This window comes from Arthrobacter globiformis (genome assembly GCF_003261175.1).
Lineage (GTDB): Bacteria > Actinomycetota > Actinomycetes > Actinomycetales > Micrococcaceae > Arthrobacter > Arthrobacter globiformis_A.
Window position 1 is genome coordinate 284,301 of record NZ_QLNP01000098.1, and the last position, 19,859, is coordinate 304,159.

The 19,859-nt window shown below is 61.7% G+C and carries 29 protein-coding genes and 1 pseudogene; 29 read left to right on the forward strand and 1 reads right to left on the reverse strand.

Annotated features, from left to right (window positions below; all coding sequences use genetic code 11):
• Positions 1-36: 36 nt before the first annotated feature.
• From rpsL to DBZ45_RS23420, 5 genes are all read left to right on the forward strand, one after another.
• Entirely contained in the window at positions 37-411 is a 375-nt protein-coding gene (gene rpsL / locus DBZ45_RS17865; RefSeq protein ID WP_018773658.1) for a 30S ribosomal protein S12, read from the forward strand.
• A gap of 1 nt (position 412) precedes the next feature.
• Entirely contained in the window at positions 413-883 is a 471-nt protein-coding gene (rpsG, locus tag DBZ45_RS17870) for a 30S ribosomal protein S7 (protein ID WP_003803829.1), read from the forward strand.
• Between the two features lie 69 nt (positions 884-952).
• Complete coding sequence (gene fusA, locus DBZ45_RS17875; protein WP_111905192.1) at positions 953-3,067, forward strand: elongation factor G; 2,115 nt, start codon at positions 953-955, stop codon at positions 3,065-3,067.
• Between the two features lie 255 nt (positions 3,068-3,322).
• A complete protein-coding gene (gene tuf / locus DBZ45_RS17880) occupies positions 3,323-4,513 on the forward strand; it encodes an elongation factor Tu (RefSeq protein ID WP_003803827.1) in 1,191 nt (396 codons plus the stop codon).
• 162 nt (positions 4,514-4,675) lie between these two features.
• Positions 4,676-4,801 (forward strand): hypothetical protein, encoded by a 126-nt coding sequence (locus DBZ45_RS23420; protein WP_262982871.1) that lies wholly within the window; start codon positions 4,676-4,678, stop codon positions 4,799-4,801.
• 224 nt (positions 4,802-5,025) lie between these two features.
• On the opposite strand, the pseudogene DBZ45_RS23830 reads toward DBZ45_RS23420, so the two are convergent.
• Positions 5,026-5,262: pseudogene (locus tag DBZ45_RS23830) on the reverse strand (family 1 glycosylhydrolase); the annotation flags it as partial.
• A 351-nt stretch (positions 5,263-5,613) separates the two neighbouring features.
• Here DBZ45_RS23830 and rpsJ point away from each other — a divergent pair.
• The 24 genes from rpsJ to DBZ45_RS18005 all read left to right on the forward strand — a co-directional run bounded on the left by rpsJ (position 5,614) and on the right by DBZ45_RS18005 (position 19,717).
• Positions 5,614-5,922, forward strand: coding sequence for a 30S ribosomal protein S10 (gene rpsJ, locus DBZ45_RS17890; protein WP_003803825.1), 309 nt, complete (start codon positions 5,614-5,616; stop codon positions 5,920-5,922).
• 17 nt (positions 5,923-5,939) lie between these two features.
• On the forward strand, positions 5,940-6,590 hold the full coding sequence (gene rplC / locus DBZ45_RS17895; RefSeq protein WP_102973689.1) for a 50S ribosomal protein L3: 651 nt from the start codon (positions 5,940-5,942) through the stop codon (positions 6,588-6,590).
• Positions 6,591-6,594: 4 nt separating this feature from the next.
• The gene (rplD, locus tag DBZ45_RS17900; RefSeq protein WP_111905193.1) at positions 6,595-7,215 is read left to right on the forward strand and encodes a 50S ribosomal protein L4; all 621 of its coding nucleotides are present in this window, start codon (positions 6,595-6,597) and stop codon (positions 7,213-7,215) included.
• Positions 7,212-7,517, forward strand: a complete 306-nt coding sequence (gene rplW / locus DBZ45_RS17905; protein WP_011692807.1) for a 50S ribosomal protein L23 — start codon at positions 7,212-7,214, stop codon at positions 7,515-7,517. Before rplD ends, rplW begins: the two co-directional genes overlap by 4 nt.
• A gap of 29 nt (positions 7,518-7,546) precedes the next feature.
• A complete protein-coding gene (gene rplB, locus DBZ45_RS17910) occupies positions 7,547-8,386 on the forward strand; it encodes a 50S ribosomal protein L2 (protein WP_111905194.1) in 840 nt (279 codons plus the stop codon).
• 12 nt (positions 8,387-8,398) lie between these two features.
• Positions 8,399-8,680: a 30S ribosomal protein S19 gene (gene rpsS / locus DBZ45_RS17915; protein ID WP_011692805.1), complete on the forward strand. Its 282-nt coding sequence runs from the start codon at positions 8,399-8,401 to the stop codon at positions 8,678-8,680.
• Between the two features lie 38 nt (positions 8,681-8,718).
• Positions 8,719-9,084, forward strand: a complete 366-nt coding sequence (gene rplV, locus DBZ45_RS17920; protein WP_003803798.1) for a 50S ribosomal protein L22 — start codon at positions 8,719-8,721, stop codon at positions 9,082-9,084.
• Positions 9,085-9,921 carry a 30S ribosomal protein S3 gene (gene rpsC, locus DBZ45_RS17925; RefSeq protein WP_111905195.1) on the forward strand — a complete coding sequence of 279 codons (837 nt, stop codon included), beginning with the start codon at positions 9,085-9,087 and terminating at the stop codon, positions 9,919-9,921.
• A complete protein-coding gene (rplP, locus tag DBZ45_RS17930; RefSeq protein ID WP_102973688.1) occupies positions 9,922-10,338 on the forward strand; it encodes a 50S ribosomal protein L16 in 417 nt (138 codons plus the stop codon).
• Positions 10,339-10,340: 2 nt separating this feature from the next.
• Positions 10,341-10,670: a 50S ribosomal protein L29 gene (gene rpmC, locus DBZ45_RS23490; RefSeq protein WP_003803792.1), complete on the forward strand. Its 330-nt coding sequence runs from the start codon at positions 10,341-10,343 to the stop codon at positions 10,668-10,670.
• Positions 10,667-10,972: a 30S ribosomal protein S17 gene (gene rpsQ, locus DBZ45_RS17940; protein ID WP_076801234.1), complete on the forward strand. Its 306-nt coding sequence runs from the start codon at positions 10,667-10,669 to the stop codon at positions 10,970-10,972. Before rpmC ends, rpsQ begins: the two co-directional genes overlap by 4 nt.
• A gap of 487 nt (positions 10,973-11,459) precedes the next feature.
• Complete coding sequence (rplN, locus tag DBZ45_RS17945) at positions 11,460-11,828, forward strand: 50S ribosomal protein L14 (RefSeq protein ID WP_003803789.1); 369 nt, start codon at positions 11,460-11,462, stop codon at positions 11,826-11,828.
• 3 nt (positions 11,829-11,831) lie between these two features.
• Positions 11,832-12,191, forward strand: coding sequence for a 50S ribosomal protein L24 (gene rplX, locus DBZ45_RS17950; RefSeq protein WP_102973687.1), 360 nt, complete (start codon positions 11,832-11,834; stop codon positions 12,189-12,191).
• A complete protein-coding gene (rplE, locus tag DBZ45_RS17955; RefSeq protein WP_003803769.1) occupies positions 12,191-12,772 on the forward strand; it encodes a 50S ribosomal protein L5 in 582 nt (193 codons plus the stop codon). Before rplX ends, rplE begins: the two co-directional genes overlap by 1 nt.
• Positions 12,773-12,854: 82 nt before the next feature.
• The gene (rpsH, locus tag DBZ45_RS17960; RefSeq protein ID WP_015937843.1) at positions 12,855-13,253 is read left to right on the forward strand and encodes a 30S ribosomal protein S8; all 399 of its coding nucleotides are present in this window, start codon (positions 12,855-12,857) and stop codon (positions 13,251-13,253) included.
• Positions 13,254-13,271: 18 nt separating this feature from the next.
• On the forward strand, positions 13,272-13,808 hold the full coding sequence (gene rplF, locus DBZ45_RS17965; protein WP_111905196.1) for a 50S ribosomal protein L6: 537 nt from the start codon (positions 13,272-13,274) through the stop codon (positions 13,806-13,808).
• 2 nt (positions 13,809-13,810) lie between these two features.
• On the forward strand, positions 13,811-14,194 hold the full coding sequence (rplR, locus tag DBZ45_RS17970; RefSeq protein WP_003803763.1) for a 50S ribosomal protein L18: 384 nt from the start codon (positions 13,811-13,813) through the stop codon (positions 14,192-14,194).
• Complete coding sequence (gene rpsE, locus DBZ45_RS17975; RefSeq protein ID WP_111905197.1) at positions 14,191-14,910, forward strand: 30S ribosomal protein S5; 720 nt, start codon at positions 14,191-14,193, stop codon at positions 14,908-14,910. Before rplR ends, rpsE begins: the two co-directional genes overlap by 4 nt.
• 3 nt (positions 14,911-14,913) lie before the next feature.
• The gene (gene rpmD, locus DBZ45_RS17980) at positions 14,914-15,120 is read left to right on the forward strand and encodes a 50S ribosomal protein L30 (protein ID WP_003803757.1); all 207 of its coding nucleotides are present in this window, start codon (positions 14,914-14,916) and stop codon (positions 15,118-15,120) included.
• Complete coding sequence (rplO, locus tag DBZ45_RS17985; protein WP_102973683.1) at positions 15,120-15,605, forward strand: 50S ribosomal protein L15; 486 nt, start codon at positions 15,120-15,122, stop codon at positions 15,603-15,605. The genes rpmD and rplO overlap by 1 nt, the downstream gene beginning before the upstream one ends.
• A gap of 196 nt (positions 15,606-15,801) precedes the next feature.
• Complete coding sequence (gene secY / locus DBZ45_RS17990; protein ID WP_111905198.1) at positions 15,802-17,112, forward strand: preprotein translocase subunit SecY; 1,311 nt, start codon at positions 15,802-15,804, stop codon at positions 17,110-17,112.
• Between the two features lie 5 nt (positions 17,113-17,117).
• Positions 17,118-17,687: an adenylate kinase gene (locus DBZ45_RS17995; RefSeq protein ID WP_190243188.1), complete on the forward strand. Its 570-nt coding sequence runs from the start codon at positions 17,118-17,120 to the stop codon at positions 17,685-17,687.
• A 127-nt stretch (positions 17,688-17,814) separates the two neighbouring features.
• Positions 17,815-18,642 (forward strand): type I methionyl aminopeptidase, encoded by an 828-nt coding sequence (gene map / locus DBZ45_RS18000; RefSeq protein WP_111905200.1) that lies wholly within the window; start codon positions 17,815-17,817, stop codon positions 18,640-18,642.
• 88 nt (positions 18,643-18,730) lie between these two features.
• On the forward strand, positions 18,731-19,717 hold the full coding sequence (locus DBZ45_RS18005; protein WP_111905201.1) for a P1 family peptidase: 987 nt from the start codon (positions 18,731-18,733) through the stop codon (positions 19,715-19,717).
• Positions 19,718-19,859: the final 142 nt, after the last annotated feature.

Below are 19,859 nucleotides of genomic sequence, written 5' to 3' on the forward strand. Positions count from 1 at the left end.
GCGCGGGGCAGAGATCAACCAACGGAGAACACGAAAGTGCCTACGATTAACCAGCTGGTCCGCAAGGGCCGCACGCCTAAGGTCAAAAAGACCAAGGCACCCGCGCTGAACGGCAGCCCGATGCGCCGCGGTGTTTGCACCCGCGTTTACACCACCACCCCGAAGAAGCCGAACTCGGCTCTGCGTAAGGTTGCACGTGTGCGCCTCAACGGTGGTATCGAAGTAACCGCCTACATCCCCGGTGTTGGCCACAACCTCCAGGAGCACTCCATCGTGCTCGTTCGTGGTGGTCGTGTGAAGGACCTTCCCGGTGTCCGCTACAAGATCGTTCGTGGTGCCCTCGATACCCAGGGTGTGAAGAACCGTAAGCAGGCGCGCAGCCGCTACGGCGCAAAGATGGAGAAGAAGTAATATGCCTCGCAAGGGTCCGGCCCCGAAGCGGCCGCTCGTATCAGATCCCGTTTACGGCTCCCCGCTGGTTACCCAGCTGATCAACAAGGTGCTGGTTGACGGTAAGAAGTCCACCGCTGAGCGCATCGTTTACGGCGCCCTCGAAGGTGCCCGCGCGAAGTCCGGCGGCGACCCCGTTGCAGCCCTCAAGAAGGCCATGGACAACGTCAAGCCTTCCCTCGAGGTCCGCTCCCGCCGTGTCGGTGGCGCCACCTACCAGGTTCCGGTTGAGGTCAAGCCGGGCCGCTCCACCGCACTCGCCCTGCGTTGGCTGGTCGGCTACTCCAAGGCCCGCCGCGAAAAGACGATGACCGAGCGCCTCCAGAACGAAATCCTGGATGCCTCCAACGGTCTCGGTGCCGCTGTGAAGCGTCGCGAAGACACCCACAAGATGGCCGAGTCCAACAAGGCCTTCGCCCACTACCGCTGGTAAAACTTCCCGTACGCCGCCGGCTCAGACGAGCCGGCGGCGAACGCGTAGTCCATCCGAAAGGGAGACACCGTGGCACAGGACGTGCTTACAGACCTTAGTAAGGTCCGCAACATCGGCATCATGGCCCACATCGATGCCGGCAAGACCACCACCACCGAGCGCATCCTGTTCTACACAGGTGTGAACCACAAGATCGGCGAAACGCACGACGGCGCTTCGACCACCGACTGGATGGAACAGGAGAAGGAGCGCGGCATCACCATCACGTCTGCCGCCGTGACCTGCTTCTGGGAGAACAACCAGATCAACATCATTGACACCCCGGGCCACGTGGACTTCACGGTTGAGGTTGAGCGCTCCCTGCGCGTCCTCGACGGTGCAGTTGCCGTCTTCGATGGCAAGGAAGGCGTTGAGCCGCAGTCTGAGACCGTTTGGCGTCAGGCTGACAAGTACAACGTTCCGCGTATCTGCTTCGTCAACAAGATGGACAAGCTGGGCGCTGACTTCTACTTCACCGTGGACACCATCATCAGCCGCCTCGGTGCCAAGCCGCTGGTCATGCAGCTGCCGATCGGTGCCGAGAACGACTTCATCGGCGTCGTCGACCTGCTGTACATGCGTTCACTCGTATGGCCTGGCGATGCCAAGGGTGACGTCACCATGGGCGCCAAGTACGAAATCCGCGAGATCCCGGAAGACCTCAAGGCCAAGGCCGAGGAATACCGCGCAAACCTCGTGGAAGCCGTCGCAGAGGCCTCCGAAGAACTCATGGAGAAGTACCTCGAAGGTGAAGAAATCACCATCGATGAGCTCAAGGCCGGCATCCGCAAGATGACGATCAATTCCGAGATCTACCCGGTGTTCTGTGGTTCCGCGTTCAAGAACCGTGGCGTTCAGCCGATGCTCGATGCTGTTGTCGACTACCTGCCGAACCCGCTCGACGTCCCGCCGATGATCGGTCACGATCCCCGCGACGAAGAGAAGGAACTGACCCGCAAGCCTTCTTCCGAAGAGCCGTTCTCTGCACTGGCCTTCAAGATTGCTGCGCACCCGTTCTTCGGCCAGCTCACCTTCATCCGCGTGTACTCCGGTCACGTGGAAGCAGGCGCACAGGTGGTCAACTCCACCAAGGGCAAGAAGGAGCGCATCGGCAAGCTGTTCCAGATGCACGCCAACAAGGAAATGCCGGTTGACGGCGCTACCGCGGGCCACATCTACGCAGCCATCGGTCTGAAGGACACCACCACGGGCGACACCCTGTGCGACTCCAGCAACCAGATCGTTCTCGAGTCCATGAGCTTCCCGGAGCCCGTGATCTCGGTTGCCATCGAGCCCAACACCAAGGGTGACCAGGAGAAGCTCTCCACGGCCATCCAGAAGCTCTCCGCTGAGGACCCGACCTTCCAGGTCTCCCTCAACGAAGACACCGGCCAGACCATCATCGCCGGCATGGGCGAGCTTCACCTGGACATCCTGGTGGACCGCATGCGCCGCGAGTTCAAGGTCGAGGCCAACGTTGGCAAGCCGCAGGTTGCTTACCGCGAAACCATCAAGCGTGCTGTTGAGCGTCACGACTACACGCACAAGAAGCAGACCGGTGGTTCCGGCCAGTTCGCAAAGATCCAGATTGCGATCGAGCCGATGGACACCTCCGAAGGTGAGCTGTACGAGTTCGAGAACAAGGTCACCGGTGGCCGCGTTCCGCGCGAGTACATCCCCTCGGTTGACGCCGGTATCCAGGATGCACTGAACGACGGCGTCCTGGCCGGTTACCCGGTTGTCGGCATCAAGGCCACGCTGATTGACGGCGCGTACCACGATGTTGACTCGTCGGAAATGGCGTTCAAGATCGCCGGCCGTATGGCTTTCAAGGAAGCCGCACGCAAGGCGAACCCTGTTCTGCTCGAACCGCTGATGGATGTCGAGGTCCGCACCCCTGAGGAATACATGGGTGAAGTTATCGGTGACCTCAACTCCCGCCGTGGCCAGATGCAGTCCATGGAGGATGCCCAGGGCGTCAAGGTTGTCCGCGCGCACGTCCCGCTGTCCGGCATGTTCGGCTACATCGGTGATCTGCGTTCAAAGACCCAGGGCCGCGCTGTGTACTCCATGACGTTCAACAGCTACGCCGAGGTCCCGAAGGCAGTTGCCGACGAGATCATCCAGAAGTCCCGCGGCGAGTAGTCCTTAGGACTGTCCACGCGACAAGCTGCGAAAAACCGGGTGGGTTTCCCCTGCGGAACACACCTAGTGCGGATGGCCGGAACACTGGTTCCGGCCCGGTTCCGGCCATCAGCACGAACAGGCTCTAGGCACTAGTATTAGTTCCTGAATCTGAAATTTCACCAATCCAAAGCCCCCAAGTAGACTTACTGGAGTTTCTGCCGCGATAAGCGCGGTTGAAGGTAAGCCATTTGAAAAACGTTCTAGGAGGAACCTGTGGCAAAGGCAAAGTTCGAGCGGACTAAGCCGCACGTTAACATCGGTACCATTGGTCACGTTGACCACGGTAAGACGACGTTGACGGCCGCCATTTCCAAGGTGCTGTACGACAAGTACCCGACTCTCAACGAGAAGCGTGACTTCGCGTCGATCGACTCTGCTCCCGAAGAGCGTCAGCGCGGCATTACCATCAACATCTCCCACGTTGAGTACCAGACCGAGAAGCGCCACTACGCACACGTAGACGCTCCGGGTCACGCTGACTACATCAAGAACATGATCACCGGTGCTGCTCAGATGGACGGCGCAATCCTCGTGGTTGCCGCTACTGACGGTCCGATGGCCCAGACCCGCGAGCACGTTCTGCTCGCCCGCCAGGTTGGTGTTCCCTACCTGCTGGTCGCGCTGAACAAGGCAGACATGGTTGACGACGAGGAACTCCTCGACCTCGTCGAAATGGAAGTTCGTGAGCTCCTGAGCTCGCAGGGCTTCGACGGCGACGAAGCACCGGTTGTCCGCGTTTCCGGCCTGAAGGCTCTGGAAGGCGACCCGGAGTGGGTCAAGTCCGTTGAGGACCTGATGGCTGCTGTCGACGAGTCCGTTCCGGACCCCGTACGTGACCGTGACAAGCCGTTCCTGATGCCGATCGAAGATGTCTTCACCATCACCGGTCGTGGCACCGTTGTGACGGGCCGCGCCGAGCGCGGTACCCTCGCCATCAACTCTGAGGTCGAGATCGTCGGTATCCGCCCGGTCCAGAAGACCACGGTTACCGGTATCGAGATGTTCCACAAGCAGCTCGACGAAGCATGGGCCGGCGAGAACTGTGGCCTGCTGCTCCGCGGTCTGAAGCGTGACGACGTCGAGCGTGGCCAGGTTGTCGTCAAGCCGGGTTCCATCACCCCGCACACCGACTTCGAGGCCAACGTCTACATCCTTTCCAAGGACGAAGGCGGACGTCACAACCCGTTCTACTCGAACTACCGCCCGCAGTTCTACTTCCGTACCACGGACGTAACCGGCGTTATCACCCTGCCGGAAGGCACGGAAATGGTTATGCCCGGCGACAACACTGAGATGACCGTTGCGCTCATCCAGCCGATCGCTATGGAAGAGGGCCTCGGCTTCGCTATCCGTGAAGGCGGCCGCACCGTTGGTTCGGGACGTGTCACCAAGATCATCAAGTAACTCTTGCTGATTGCGGATCGGAAGGCCGGCTGACGGCCTGACGTGATGTTCGAAAACAGCCCCGCTGCTACTCGCAGCGGGGCTGTTTTTGTATCCGCAGTTCCCGTCAGTGGGCAGCGGGCCGGCCTGATAGGGTTAGTGCTCGCGAGAGAGAGGAACATCATGGGTTGGCTTATATTCCTGCTGGTGGTTGCCGCCGTGGTGGTGGGCGTTGTTTGGGCGAAGAAGCACTTCCGCCACGAGATTGAACGCGCCAAGCGGATCAACCGGGCGAACAAGAACCAGTAGGCGCGCCCGCGGACCTCGCTGCCTGGTCCAAGTGGCGGGCCAGATATTCGATGCGCTTTGAGTCCGCTGTGGGACCGGTGACATTCTCGGGCTCCGGAAAGCTTGCGCCGCTCTCGGTGATGTACACGGCCGGCAAGGCGCCCCATACCTGTCCTAGGCTCCCGCAGCAGGATGCTTAGATGGTCCGCCGCCACCGGCAACCCGAAGCATGTGGTGGGGTATCGTCCGTGGCCGAGCAGCTGGTGATGGACCGAGGGCAGCGCGTTGAACAGCAGGTCGCGGTCGGGCGCGTGGACGCCGAGTGCGTAGCCGTTCAGTGTGACGGAGACGGGTTCGTTGAGTGTTAGCCATTGCGCCACCCGGTCGCCGAGCCCCGTTCCGGCGGCTGCCGCATACTCCGCGAAGTGCCCAGCCGTAGCGCGGTCCATCCAGCCGCCGCTGCGTTCAAGGGGGAGGGGAGTGCGGGCCGGTAATGCGCCATCCGGGGCTCGATTCGCTTCCTCGGACAAATTCCGGCATACTAGATGAGTTGTTCAAGCGCTTTTTCGCGTCCCGATCCGGATAATGCCGGGTGTCAGGGTCCAGGTTGAAGCCCAAACATAACCCACCCCCCAAGGAAATGCGGGCTCGTGCGTTTTGCACAGCGCGACACGCCCGACCGCGGGGGTCGGTTACGTCGGCAGGTTGAGGAACCCGGATTCATCCGGATTCAGCTTGTGCGGCGGGTGGTAGTTAAGACTTCAAATGCTTCGGCAGCCACATGCAACACGCAAGTAAACAGAGCAGCACTTACTGAAAGAGAGTCAGGCGACATGGCGGGACAAAAAATCCGCATCCGGCTGAAGTCATACGACCACGAGGTCATTGACGTTTCAGCACGGAAGATCGTTGAGACGGTCACGCGCGCAGGCGCAACGGTAGTCGGCCCCGTGCCGCTGCCGACGGAGAAGAACGTGTACTGCGTTATCCGCTCTCCCCACAAGTACAAGGACAGCCGCGAGCACTTTGAAATGCGCACGCACAAGCGTCTGATCGACATCATCGACCCCACGCCCAAGGCTGTTGACTCGCTCATGCGTCTCGACCTGCCGGCCGACGTGAACATCGAAATCAAGCTGTAGGGAGGTGCTGAGAGACTATGACCGCAACCCGTAACGTAAAGGGCCTGCTGGGCACGAAGCTCGGCATGACCCAGGTCTGGGACGAGAACAACAAGCTCATCCCCGTCACTGTTGTCCAGGCTGACTCAAACGTCATCACCCAGCTGCGTAACGCAGAAGTTGATGGCTACGTCGCCGTTCAGATCGGCTACGGCCAGATCGATCCCCGCAAGGTCACCAAGCCGCTGGCTGGTCACTTTGAAAAGGCAGGCGTCACGCCTCGCCGTCACGTCGTCGAACTCCGTACCGCAGATGCTGCTGAGTACGAGCTGGGCCAGGAGCTCTCTGTAGAGGTCTTCGAAGCCGGCCAGAAGATCGACGTCGTAGGCACCACCAAGGGTAAGGGCTTCGCCGGTGTTATGAAGCGTCACGGCTTCCACGGCGTTGGAGCTTCCCACGGTGCCCACAAGAACCACCGTAAGCCCGGTTCTATCGGTGGAGCATCCACCCCGAGCCGCGTCTTCAAGGGCATGAAAATGGCCGGCCGCATGGGCGCCGTTCGTCACACCACGCTGAACCTCACTGTTCACGCGGTTGACGTCGAGAAGTCGCTGCTCCTGATCAAGGGTGCCGTCCCCGGCGCCCGCGGCCAGGTCGTACTCGTACGCACCGCCGTGAAGGGAGCCTAGTTAAATGACTAGCACTGTCAAGGTTGACCTGCCTGCAGAGATCTTCGACGTTCAGACCAACGTGCCGCTGCTGCACCAGGTCGTCGTTGCACAGCTCGCTGCTGCTCGCCAGGGTACCCACAAGACCAAGACCCGCGCCGAAGTTTCCGGTGCAGGCCGCAAGCCGTTCAAGCAGAAGGGTACCGGCCGCGCCCGTCAGGGTTCGATCCGTGCTCCTCACATGACCGGTGGTGGCGTTGTCCACGGTCCCACCCCGCGTGACTACAGCCAGCGCACCCCCAAGAAGATGATTGCTGCTGCACTTCGCGGCGCACTGTCTGACCGCGCCCGTAACGGACGCATCCACGTTATTGCTGATGTGGTTGCCGGCGACAAGCCGTCCTCCAAGGAAGCACTGGCAACGCTGCGCGGCGTCTCCGAGCGCAAGAACCTGCTCGTTGTCATTGAGCGCGCCAACGATGTTGCTGCACTGTCCGTGCGCAACCTCGAGGAAGTTCACGTTCTGTACGCAGACCAGCTGAACACCTACGACGTTCTCGTTTCTGACGACGTAGTCTTCACCAAGGCTGCCTATGAAGCATTCGTTGCTGACAAGGCTGCAAAGAACGAGGAGGATGCCAAGTGAGCGCAGCCACCATCAAAGACCCGCGCGACGTCGTGCTTGCACCCGTCGTCTCGGAAAAGAGCTACGGCCTGATCGACGAGGGCAAGTACACCTTCCTGGTGGACCCCCGCTCGAACAAGACCGAGATCAAGCTGGCCGTGGAGAAGATCTTCTCCGTCAAGGTCGAATCGATCAACACCATCAACCGTGCCGGTAAGCGCAAGCGCACCAAATTCGGCTGGGGAACCCGCAAGAACACCAAGCGTGCCATTGTGACCCTCAAAGAAGGCACGATCGACATCTTCGGCGGTCCGCTCGCGTAGCGGAGACCACTTTAACGAGGAAATGAATTATGGGAATCCGTAAATACAAGCCGACTACCCCGGGCCGTCGCGGCTCGAGCGTAGCGGACTTCACTGAAATCACGCGGTCGACGCCGGAAAAGTCGTTGGTACGTCCGCTGCCCAAAAAGGGTGGCCGTAACAACACCGGTAAGATCACGACCCGTCACAAGGGTGGTGGCCACAAGCGCCAGTACCGTCTGATCGACTTCCGTCGCCACGACAAGGACGGCGTCAACGCCCGCGTTGCCGAAATCGAGTACGATCCGAACCGCACGGCTCGCATCGCCCTCCTGCACTACGTTGATGGCACCAAGCGTTACATCATCGCCCCGAACAAGCTCTCCCAGGGCGACTTCGTGGAAGCCGGCGCGGACGCTGACATCAAGCCTGGCAACAACCTGCCCCTGCGCAACATCCCCGTGGGTACGGTTATCCACGCGGTTGAGCTGCGCCCGGGCGGCGGTGCCAAGATGGCCCGTTCCGCCGGTGCTTCTGTTCAGCTCGTCGCCAAGGAAGGCCGTTTCGCCCAGCTGCGTCTGCCCTCCGGCGAAATCCGCAACGTTGACGTGCGCTGCCGCGCCACGATCGGCGAGGTCGGCAACGCCGAGCAGTCGAACATCAACTGGGGCAAGGCCGGCCGTATGCGGTGGAAGGGCGTTCGCCCGACCGTCCGTGGTGTCGCCATGAACCCGGTTGACCACCCGCACGGTGGTGGTGAAGGTAAGACCTCCGGTGGTCGTCACCCGGTCAACCCGAACGGTAAGCCTGAAGGCCGTACCCGCCGCCCCAACAAAGAGAGCGACAAGCTTATTGTTCGTCGCCGTCGTACTGGCAAGAACAAGCGATAGGAGCCTGGACACATGCCACGCAGCCTGAAAAAAGGTCCTTTCGTTGACCAGCACCTCTTTGTGAAGGTGGACAGGGAAAACGAAAAGGGCACCAAGAACGTCATCAAGACCTGGTCCCGCCGCTCGATGATCATCCCCGACATGCTCGGGCACACGATCGCCGTGCACGACGGACGCAAGCACATCCCGGTGTTTGTCACCGAGTCGATGGTCGGGCACAAGCTCGGCGAATTCGCTCCTACGCGGACATTCCGCGGCCATGTCAAGGACGACCGTAAGGGCAAGCGCCGCTAGGCGCCTGCACTTACGTCAAAGACGAGAGAAGGAAAGCAATGGAAGCCAAGGCAATTGCGCGCCACATCCGCGTAACGCCTATGAAGGCCCGGCGCGTCGTCAACCTTGTTCGTGGTAAGCAAGCGAACGAGGCTCTGGCAATTCTGAAGTTTGCCCCCCAGGCAGCTTCGGAGCCGGTATTCAAGGTAGTTCAGTCGGCAATCTCCAACGCCCGGGTCCTCGCGGACCGTGACGGTGTTGCGTTCGACGAAGGTGACCTCATCATCAGCGAAGCGTTTGTTGATGAAGGCCCGACCATGAAGCGGTTCCAGCCGCGTGCTCAGGGTCGTGCATTTCAGATCAAGAAGCGCACCAGCCACATCACCGTGGTAGTCGCTACCCCGGAGAAAGAGGAGGCTCGCTAAGTGGGACAGAAAGTAAACCCGCACGGGTTCCGACTCGGCATCACCACCGATCACGTATCGCACTGGTTCGCTGACAGCACCAAGTCCGGCCAGCGGTACAAGGACTTCGTTCGCGAAGACATCCGTATCCGCCAGCTCATGTCCACGGGCATGGAGCGCGCCGGCATCGCCAAGGTTGAGATCGAGCGCACCCGCGACCGTGTCCGCGTGGACATCCACACGGCACGTCCGGGCATCGTCATCGGCCGCCGCGGCGCCGAGGCAGACCGCATCCGCGGCGAGCTCGAAAAGCTCACCGGCAAGCAGGTTCAGCTGAACATCCTCGAGGTCAAGAACCCCGAGATGGAAGCCCAGCTTGTTGCCCAGGGTGTTGCAGAGCAGCTGACTTCCCGCGTGGCTTTCCGCCGTGCGATGAAGAAGGCCATGCAGTCCGCACAGCGTGCCGGTGCCAAGGGTATCCGTATCGCTTGCTCGGGCCGTCTGGGTGGCGCAGAAATGTCCCGCTCGGAGTTCTACCGCGAAGGCCGTGTGCCCCTGCACACCCTCCGCGCGAACATCGACTACGGCTTCTACGAAGCCAAGACCACCTTCGGCCGCATCGGCGTGAAGGTCTGGATCTACAAGGGCGACGTCACCTCCAAGGAACTGGCTCAGCAGGCAGCTGCTGCTCCGTCCCGGGGCCGTTCCGGCGACCGTCCGGGCCGCCCGGGTGGCGCTGACCGTGGTGACCGCCGTCGTCGTACCGACCGTCCGGCAGCCGACGCAGCACCTGCTGCTGCAGCTCCGGCAGCCGAGGCAGCAGCTCCGGCACAGGCAGCAGAAGGAGGACAGGCTTAAATGCTTATCCCACGTCGAGTCAAGCACCGTAAGCAGCACCACCCGGGTCGTTCCGGCGCTGCCACGGGCGGTACCAAGGTCTCCTTCGGTGAGTACGGCATCCAGGCCCTGAGCCCGGCATACGTCACGAACCGTCAGATCGAATCTGCCCGTATTGCGATGACCCGCCACATCAAGCGTGGCGGTAAGGTCTGGATCAACATCTACCCGGACCGTCCGCTGACCAAGAAGCCTGCCGAAACCCGCATGGGTTCCGGTAAGGGTTCGCCGGAATGGTGGGTCGCCAACGTCAAGCCGGGCCGGGTTCTCTTTGAACTCTCCGGTGTCAGTGATGAGGTAGCTCGCGAGGCCCTGCGCCTGGCGATCCACAAGCTCCCGTTGAAGGCACGCATTGTGCGTCGCGAAGGTGGTGAATAGAAATGGCAGTTGGGTCAAAGGATCTTGCACCCGCACAGCTGGACGGTTTCGACAACGAGCGTCTCGTTGAAGAACTCCGCAAGTCCAAGGAAGAGCTGTTCAACCTGCGTTTCCAGTCCGCCACCGGACAGCTGGAGAACCACGGTCGTCTGCGCGCGGTAAAGAAGGACATCGCCCGCATCTACACCGTTCTCCGTGAGCGCGAGCTGGGCATTCGTGCCGAGGTTGCCGCACCGGTTGTGGAAGCCAAGGAAGAAAAGAAGTCCAAGAAGTCTGCAGCTAAGAAGGCTGAAAAGCCTGCCGAGGCTGAGACCGAGGAGGACGCCAAGTGAGTGAAAAGGACGAGAACGTGACGGAAACTGCTACGGCAGCTACGGCTGAGCAGCGCGGTTACCGTAAGACGCGTCGCGGCTACGTGGTCTCTGACAAGATGGACAAGACCATCGTTGTTCAGGTTGAAGACCGCGTGAAGCACGCCCTGTACGGCAAGGTCATCCGCCGCACCTCTAAGGTCAAGGCACACGACGAGCAGAACACCGCCGGCATCGGCGACCTGGTTGTCATCGCCGAGACCCGCCCGCTGTCCGCCACCAAGAACTGGCGGCTCGTGGAGATCCTCGAGAAGGCTAAGTAACACCTGCAGCATCGCCCCTGGCGGCTGTAACGGAAACCCCCGTTCCCTTTGGGAGCGGGGGTTTCCTCGTTAAGCGGGGGGCGGCTGTCACGCGGCGCAGGTTTTTGGCACGCGTACGACGGCGGCAGGCCGGGTTTTCGGGGGAGTGAAGAGCCAGGTGGGCCGAAAGGCTGCCGTGAGTGACGCCGTCGTACGTTGCGGGGGAGCGCTGCCGGGTGATATGGGGATGCCCGGGAAATGTGCTAGGATATTGAGTTTGTATGGCGCCTGTTGTGCGCCGACAGCAAACCTCGTAAACAATCGTGCCACGGCATAGTGTTCCCCTGCGCCTCGAAGGGCTGGGAAGCAACTGTTTGTGGCACGGGCGTTTAGGCCTGGTCTGGCAAAATCCAGTCAGGTCAAGAGACACCCCGATCAACCGTTCCGCAAGGCTCATTCCGTAGGAAGATTTTCGGTCTGAGAACCGGCGCGACGCAAGGAGTAAATAGTGATTCAGCAGGAGTCGCGACTCAAGGTCGCCGACAACACGGGTGCTAAGGAAATCCTTACCATTCGCGTTCTCGGTGGATCTGGCCGTCGCTACGCAGGCATTGGCGACGTCATCGTCGCAACCGTCAAGGATGCAATTCCGGGCGGCAACGTAAAGAAGGGCGACGTCGTCAAGGCTGTCATCGTCCGTACCAAGAAGGAACGCCGCCGTGCGGATGGTTCCTACATCAAGTTTGACGAGAACGCAGCCGTCATCCTGAAGAACGACGGTGACCCCCGCGGTACCCGTATCTTCGGACCGGTTGGTCGTGAACTCCGTGACAAGAAGTTCATGAAGATCGTTTCTCTGGCTCCGGAGGTGCTCTAGTCCATGGCTAAGATCAAGAAGGGTGACCTGGTACAGGTCATCACTGGCGCCAAGGCTGAGCGCGGCGGCGACCGTGGCAAGCAGGGCAAGGTTCTGCGCGTGTTCCCGGAAACCAACCGCGTGCTGGTTGAGGGTATCAACCGCGTAACCAAGCACACCAAGGTCGGACAGTCGCAGCGCGGCACCAAGACCGGCGGCATCGAGGTTGTCGAGGCTTCCATCCACGTTTCCAACGTGGCTCTGGTTGACCCGAGCACCAAGAAGCCGACCCGCGTTGGTTTCCGCCTCGACACCGTAGAGAAGGACGGCGTCAAGAAGACCGTCCGCATCCGCGTGGCCAAGAGCTCCGGGAAGGACATCTAATGACTGAGACTCTCGAGACTCCGGCAACGAAGATCGTTCCTCGTCTGAAGACCAAGTACGCCGATTCCATCAAGAGCGCGCTTCTTGAGGAATTCAAGTACGAGAACGTGAACCAGGTTCCCCGTCTGGTCAAGGTTGTAGTGAACATGGGTGTTGGAGATGCCGCCAAGGACTCCAAGCTGATCGACGGCGCCGTCCGCGACCTCACCCTGATCACCGGCCAGAAGCCGCAGGTCACCAAGGCCCGCAAGTCGATCGCCCAGTTCAAGCTGCGCGAAGGCATGCCCATTGGTGCACACGCAACCCTGCGTGGCGACCGCATGTGGGAATTCGTGGACCGTCTGGTCACGCTGGCCCTGCCCCGTATCCGCGACTTCCGCGGCCTCAGCGGCAAGCAGTTTGATGGCAACGGCAACTACACCTTCGGTCTGACCGAGCAGGTTATGTTCCACGAGATCGACCAGGACTCCATCGACCGCACCCGCGGTATGGACATCACGGTTGTGACCACCGCCAAGACCGACGACGAAGGCCGCGCGCTGCTCAAGGCGCTTGGTTTCCCGTTCAAAACCGAAGCTTAATTAACTACGTAAAAGGTCCGGCCGCTCTGATCCCGCAAGGACAGTACGGCGGAAACCGTTACGAGGAAGGGCAAGTGCCCAAATGACAATGACAGATCCTGTCGCAGATATGCTTACGCGCCTGCGTAACGCAAACTCGGCATACCACGATTCCGTGTCTATGCCTTACAGCAAGCTCAAGGCTCGCGTTGCTGACATCCTGAAGGCCGAAGGTTTCATCGCCGGCTGGAAGGAAGAGGACGCAGAAGTCGGCAAGAAGCTGACCCTTGATCTCAAGTTCGGCCCCAACCGCGAGCGTTCAATCGCGGGTGTCCGTCGCATCTCCAAGCCGGGTCTCCGCGTTTACGCGAAGTCCACCAACCTGCCGCACGTGCTGGGTGGCCTGGGTATCGCAATTCTGTCCACCTCTTCCGGCCTCCTGACTGACAAGCAGGCCGGCAAGAAGGGCGTGGGCGGCGAAGTCCTCGCTTACGTCTGGTAACGGGAAAGGAAGAGAATAATGTCACGTATTGGACGTCTCCCCATCACCGTTCCTGCCGGCGTTGAGGTCAAGGTTGACGGCTCTGTCGTCAACGTCAAGGGTTCCAAGGGCGAGCTGAGCCACACTGTGGCCAGCCCGATCGAGGTTGCGCTGGAAGACAGCACCCTGACCGTCACCCGCCCGAACGACGAGCGCGCCTCCCGTTCGCTCCACGGCCTGACCCGCACCCTGATCTCCAACATGATCCAGGGCGTCACCGCAGGCTACGAGAAGAAGCTTGAAATCGTCGGTACCGGTTACCGCGTTCAGGCCAAGGGATCTGACCTTGAGTTCGCTCTCGGCTACAGCCACCCGGTCAGCGTTACCGCTCCGGCCGGCATCACCTTTGCAGTAGAGGGACCGACCAAGCTCTCTGTCTCAGGCATCAACAAGCAGCAGGTCGGCGAGGTTGCTGCCAACATTCGCAAGCTGCGCAAGCCTGACCCGTACAAGGGCAAGGGCATCCGCTACGCGGGCGAAGTCATCCGCCGCAAGGTCGGAAAGGCTGGTAAGTAACCATGGCCATCGCCATTAACAAGAAGCGTACGAACAAGAGCAAGTCTGCTTCGCGCAGCCGCCGCCAGCTTCGTATCCGCAAGCGCATCTCCGGAACGGCTGTACGTCCTCGCCTGGTCGTCAACCGCTCCGCACGCCACGTATTTGTCCAGGTTGTCGATGACACCATTGGCCAGACCGTAGCAAGCGCGTCCACTCTGGAAGCTGACCTTCGTGCATTCGACGGTGACAAGACCGCCAAGGCCAAGCGCGTTGGCGAGCTCGTAGCCGAGCGTGCCAAGGCTGCCGGTGTCGAAGCTGTTGTCTTCGACCGTGGTGGTAACAAGTACCACGGCCGGATCGCTGCCGTCGCTGACGGTGCACGCGAAGGTGGGCTGTCACTGTGACCGAAGCAAACAAGGAAAAGGACACTGTGTCTGCAGAAGAGAAGGCTCCCGAAGCCGCAGCTGCTGAGACCACTGCCCCCGCCGCTGCCGACGACCGCCGTGGTGGCGCCCGTCGCGGCGAGCGTGGCGACCGTGGCCAGGGCCGCGGCGACCGCGGTGGCCGTGGCGGCCGCGATGGCGGACGTGAAGCCGAGAAGAACCAGTTCGTAGAGCGCGTTGTCACCATCAACCGCGTTTCCAAGGTCGTCAAGGGTGGTCGTCGCTTCAGCTTCACCGCACTCGTCGTCGTTGGTGACGGCAACGGTATGGTCGGCGTCGGCTACGGCAAGGCCAAGGAAGTTCCCGCTGCTATCGCCAAGGGCGTTGAAGAGGCCAAGAAGTCCTTCTTCCGCGTTCCCCGCGTTGGCAACACCATTCCTCACCGCGTTCAGGGTGAAGCCGCCGCTGGTGTCGTAATGCTGCGTCCGGCCTCCGCCGGTACCGGTGTTATCGCCGGTGGTCCGGTCCGTGCAGTACTGGAGTGCGTGGGCATCCACGACATCCTCTCCAAGTCGCTCGGTTCCTCCAACGCCATCAACATCGTTCACGCGACCGTTGATGCCCTGAAGCGCCTCGAAGAGCCGGCAGCTGTGGCAGCACGCCGCGGCCTGCCCCTCGACGAGATCGCTCCGCCGGCACTGGTGAAGGCTCTGATGAACCAAAAGGCAGGTGTCTAGGTTATGGCTAAGAACCTGACTCCCTCCGACGCCAAGTTGGAGATCACCCAGATCAAGGGCGTCATTGGCGCCAAGCAGAACCAGCGCGACACCCTTCGGTCGCTCGGCCTCAAGCGCATCGGACACACCGTTGTCCGCACCGCTGACGCCGTGACCGTCGGAATGCTCAACACGGTTCCGCACCTTGTGAATGTTGAGGAGGCGAAGTAATGGCAGAGAAGAACACCGCCGAGACCGCCGCTGCTGAGAAGCAGAGCGCTCTGAAGGTTCACCACCTGCGTCCCGCCCCGGGTTCCAAGACCGCCAAGACCCGTGTTGGTCGTGGTGAGGGTTCCAAGGGTAAGACCGCAGGTCGCGGTACCAAGGGTACGAAGGCCCGCTACCAGATCAAGGCTGGCTTTGCCGGCGGCCAGCTGCCGCTGCACATGCGCCTGCCGAAGCTGCGCGGCTTCAAGAACCCGTTCCGGGTTGAGTTCCAGGTTGTAAACCTGGACAAGCTCAACGAGCTGTTCCCCGAAGGTGGCGCTGTCACCGTGGAGAACCTGGTCGAAAAGGGTGCCGTTCGCAAGAACCAGCCCGTCAAGGTGCTGGGCACCGGCGACATCACCGTCAAGGTTGACGTCACCGTGCACGCATTCTCGGCCAGCGCCGCTGAAAAGATCGCTGCAGCCGGCGGAAGCACCACCGCGCTCTAAGGGATTCTGTCCCGGAGCCGGTGGGCGATAGCCCGCTGCACAAACTCCCGGCACGGGGGCCGAGGCCCCTGTGCCGGGAGTTTTTTCATACCTATTGGGTCTTCCGGATTGTTCGCATGCCGCAAACACCGGTTAGACTCGGTTGTTGGGTTTATAGACCTGCATCACGAGACTTATTAACAACTGAGGAGGACGCTTGCTAAGCGCATTCGGCCGGGCGTTTCGGACGCCTGATCTGCGACGCAAGTTGTTGTTCACGCTGGGAATCATCACAATCTTCCGCTTGGGAGCCTTTATCCCCTCGCCCGGTGTGAGCTACCAGAATGTCCAGCAATGCTTGTCGAACGGGCAGACCCAGGGCGGGATCTACCAGCTCGTCAATCTTTTCAGCGGCGGTGCGTTGCTGCAGGTCTCCATCTTCGCCTTGGGAATCATGCCGTACATCACGGCGAGCATCATTGTTCAGTTGCTGCGCGTGGTCATCCCGCGGTTCCAGCAGCTGTACGAAGAGGGTGCCTCCGGGCAGTCCAAGCTGACGCAATACACTCGGTACCTGACGATCGCCCTTGGCCTGCTGAACGCCACGACACTGGTGTCGCTGGCACGGTCCGGCCAGCTGCTGCCCGGCTGCAACCTGCCGATCATCCCGGACCAGAGCGTCATCACCACGATCCTCATCGTCATCACGCTGACGGCCGGCACCGGCCTCATCATGTGGATGGGTGAGCTCGTGACCGAGAAGGGCGTCGGCAACGGCATGTCCCTGCTGATCTTCACGGCCATCGCTGCCGGCTTCCCCACCTCGCTGGGCGCCATCTGGTCCGCGCAGGGTCCGGGCACGTTCTTCATCGTCCTGGCCATCGGCCTGCTGACCGTTGCCCTGGTGGTCTTCGTGGAGCAGTCCCAGCGCCGCATCCCGGTGCAGTACGCCAAGCGCATGATCGGCCGCCGCACAGTGGGCGGCACCAGCACCTACATCCCCATCAAGGTGAACATGGCCGGCGTCATTCCCGTCATCTTCGCTTCCTCGATGCTCTACCTGCCGGCGTTGATCTCACAGTTCAACCAGCCGAAGCCGGGGGAGTCCATCCAGCCGTGGGTTGAGTGGATCAACAACAACCTGACCCGCGGGGACCACCCCATCTACATGGCGCTGTACTTCGCCATGATCGTTTTCTTTACCTACTTCTATGTCGCGATCACCTTCAACCCTGAAGAGGTCAGCGACAACATGAAGAAATACGGCGGCTTCATCCCGGGTATCCGTGCCGGCAAGCCGACCGCGGATTACCTGCAGTACGTCCTGTCGCGCATCACCCTGCCCGGTGCCATCTACCTTGGCTTCGTGGCACTGATCCCGCTGGTGGCGCTCGTGCTGATCAACGCAAACCAGAACTTCCCGTTCGGTGGCACCTCGATCCTGATCATGGTGGGCGTTGGCTTGGAAACCGTCAAGCAAATTGACGCGCAGCTACAGCAGCGTCACTACGAAGGGCTATTGCGATGACCAGAATGTTGATTATCGGACCACCGGGTTCGGGCAAGGGCACGCAGGCGGAGCGCATCTCAGACCGCCTCGGCGTCGTTGCGATCTCCACCGGCGACATCTTCCGCGCCAACGTCAAGGGCGAGACGCCGCTCGGCGTTGAGGCCAAGAAGTACATGGACGCAGGGGACTTCGTCCCGGACAGCGTGACCAACAAGATGGTCCGCGACCGTCTCAGTGAAGCTGACGTCGAGGACGGCTTCCTGCTGGACGGCTACCCGCGCACCACTGCCCAGGTCGATTACCTGGACCAGATCCTGGCCGACGGCGACCAGAAGCTGGACGTTGTCCTGCAGCTCACCGCCGACGATGAGGAACTCGTTGCCCGCCTGCTGGGCCGCGCGAAGGAAACCGGACGCAGTGACGACAACGAAGCCGTCATCCGCCACCGCCTGGACCTGTACCACGAGCAGACCGAAGCCGTCGTGGCCAAGTACGCCGAACGCGGCATCCTGACCCAGGTTGACGGCATCGGCCAGATCGACGAGGTCACCGACCGCGTCATGCAGGCCATCAAGGAAGCTCAGACCGCCTGAAATTAGTTCCAACGCTGCGAGGCTCCTCCCGGACCATGGGGAGGGGCCTCCGGCTTTTAGCCCCGCCCCTTTCCGGTTACGCATCCTGCGGCCGGAAGGGCGGGGACATCGAGAGGAAACACCGCTGATGGCATTCGGCCAGCCACGGATTGAATACAAGACCAACGCCCAGATGCGCACCATGCATGAGGCCGGGCTCGTGCTGAGTCGCGCCCTCGATGCTGCCGTGGCCGCGGCTGCCCCCGGGGTCACCACAAAGCAGCTCGACGAGGTCTTCGCTGCCGTGCTGCTCGAGGCAGGCGCCAAGTCCAACTTCCTGGGCTACCACGGGTTCCCCGCCACCATCTGCACTTCAGTCAATGAGGAAGTGGTCCACGGCATCCCGGGGGACAAGGTCCTCCAGGACGGGGACATCATTTCCATCGACGGCGGCGCGATCGTCAACGGCTGGCACTCCGACTCTGCGCGGACTGTGATCGTAGGAACCCCGGACCCGGAGGACCAGCGCCTCTCCGACGTCACGGAGACGGCGATGTGGCACGGCATCGCTGCCTTGGCCAAGGGCAAGTTCGTGGGCGACATCGGCGCAGCAGTGGACGACTACGTCTCCTCTGTTCCGGGCAAGCCTTTGGGCATCCTCGAGGACTACGTGGGCCACGGCATCGGCTCCGAGATGCACATGGCACCCGACGTCCTGAACTACCGGACCAGCCACCGCGGTCCGAAGATTCGCCCCGGCCTGTGCCTGGCCATCGAACCGATGCTGGTGCGCGGCGGCATTGAGACCGCAGTGCTCGAGGACGACTGGACCGTGGTCACCACCGACGGCAAGCGTTCGTGCCAGTGGGAGCATTCCGTGGCCGTCCACGAGAAGGGCATCTGGGTGTTGTCCTCGCCCGACGGCGGCGCGGCCAGGCTCGCGCCCCTTGGCGTGGTGCCGGTCCCGATTCCCTAGGTTTCCCAAACTGACTCGCACTTGCTGTCGTTTTGAGGGCCGAAAACGACAACAACTGCCAGTCAGTTGGGTGGGGCAGAATGGGGCCATGGGACCGAGTGACGGAGCGGGCAAAGCAGCCGGGGCGCAGGGAAAGATCACCGATGTAGCGGGCGTGCGTGTGGGGCACCAGCAGAAGTCCGACGGCGGGTGGCTGAGCGGCGTGACCGTTGTACTGCCCCCTGCGGGGACCGTCGGTTCGGTGGACGTCCGTGGGGGAGGGCCCGGAACCCATGAGACCGATGCGCTGGACCCCACCACCCTGGTGCACACCGTGGACTCCGTGGTGCTCACCGGTGGCAGTGCCTACGGCCTGGTTACTGCGCATGGCGTCCAGCGGTGGTGCGAGGAACAGAGCCGAGGCTTCGCCGTGATGGGAGGGGTGGTGCCCATCGTGCCGGCAGCCGCCATCTTCGACCTCGGCCGCGGCGGCGATTTCGGCGCCCGCCCGGATGCGGCCATGGGCTACGCGGCGGCAGCGGCTGCAGGAGCGCAAACGGAAGGGCACGACGTCGGACGCGGCAACGTGGGTGCCGGCACCGGAGCCGTCATCGGACGCGGGAAATACAAAGGTGGAGTAGGCACGGCTTCGGTCACGCTGGAGATCGGCGTGGTGGTCGGTGCCCTGGCAATCGTGAACGCCCTGGGCCTGCCCTTCGGGTTTGAGCCTGCGCAGACCGGGACGGAACCCAACCAGGTACCGGCGAGCCTGAACACCACGCTCGTCGTCGTCGCCACGAACGCGGTGCTGGATGTGGCCGAGTGCAAGCGGACCGCCTCGGCTGCCCATGCGGGGCTGGCGCGGGCGCTGAATCCGAGCCACACTCTGGCGGACGGGGACACAGTGTTCTGCCTCGCCACCGGGGCCCAAGAGTTGGACAGGAGTACGGAAGCTGCCCGGCAGATAAGTCTCATTACCCTGCAGAGTGCGGCAGCCGACGTCGTACGTTTGGCCATCCTGGATGGGATCAGCAGCGCCCGGGCGGTAACAACTCCGGCAGGCGAATTTGGTGCATACCCGGGCAATGTGCGCTAACATGGCTGGATTTAACTTTCCGGGCCTAATGCCGTAGAGTTGCATGTTGGTTGTCTGCCCTGCCACGCCCATTTGCGGCCGGAGGGCGACGGTCAATCAAATCAAAAACGTCCGCAGTCTTTCACGGTGCAAACCCGAAGGC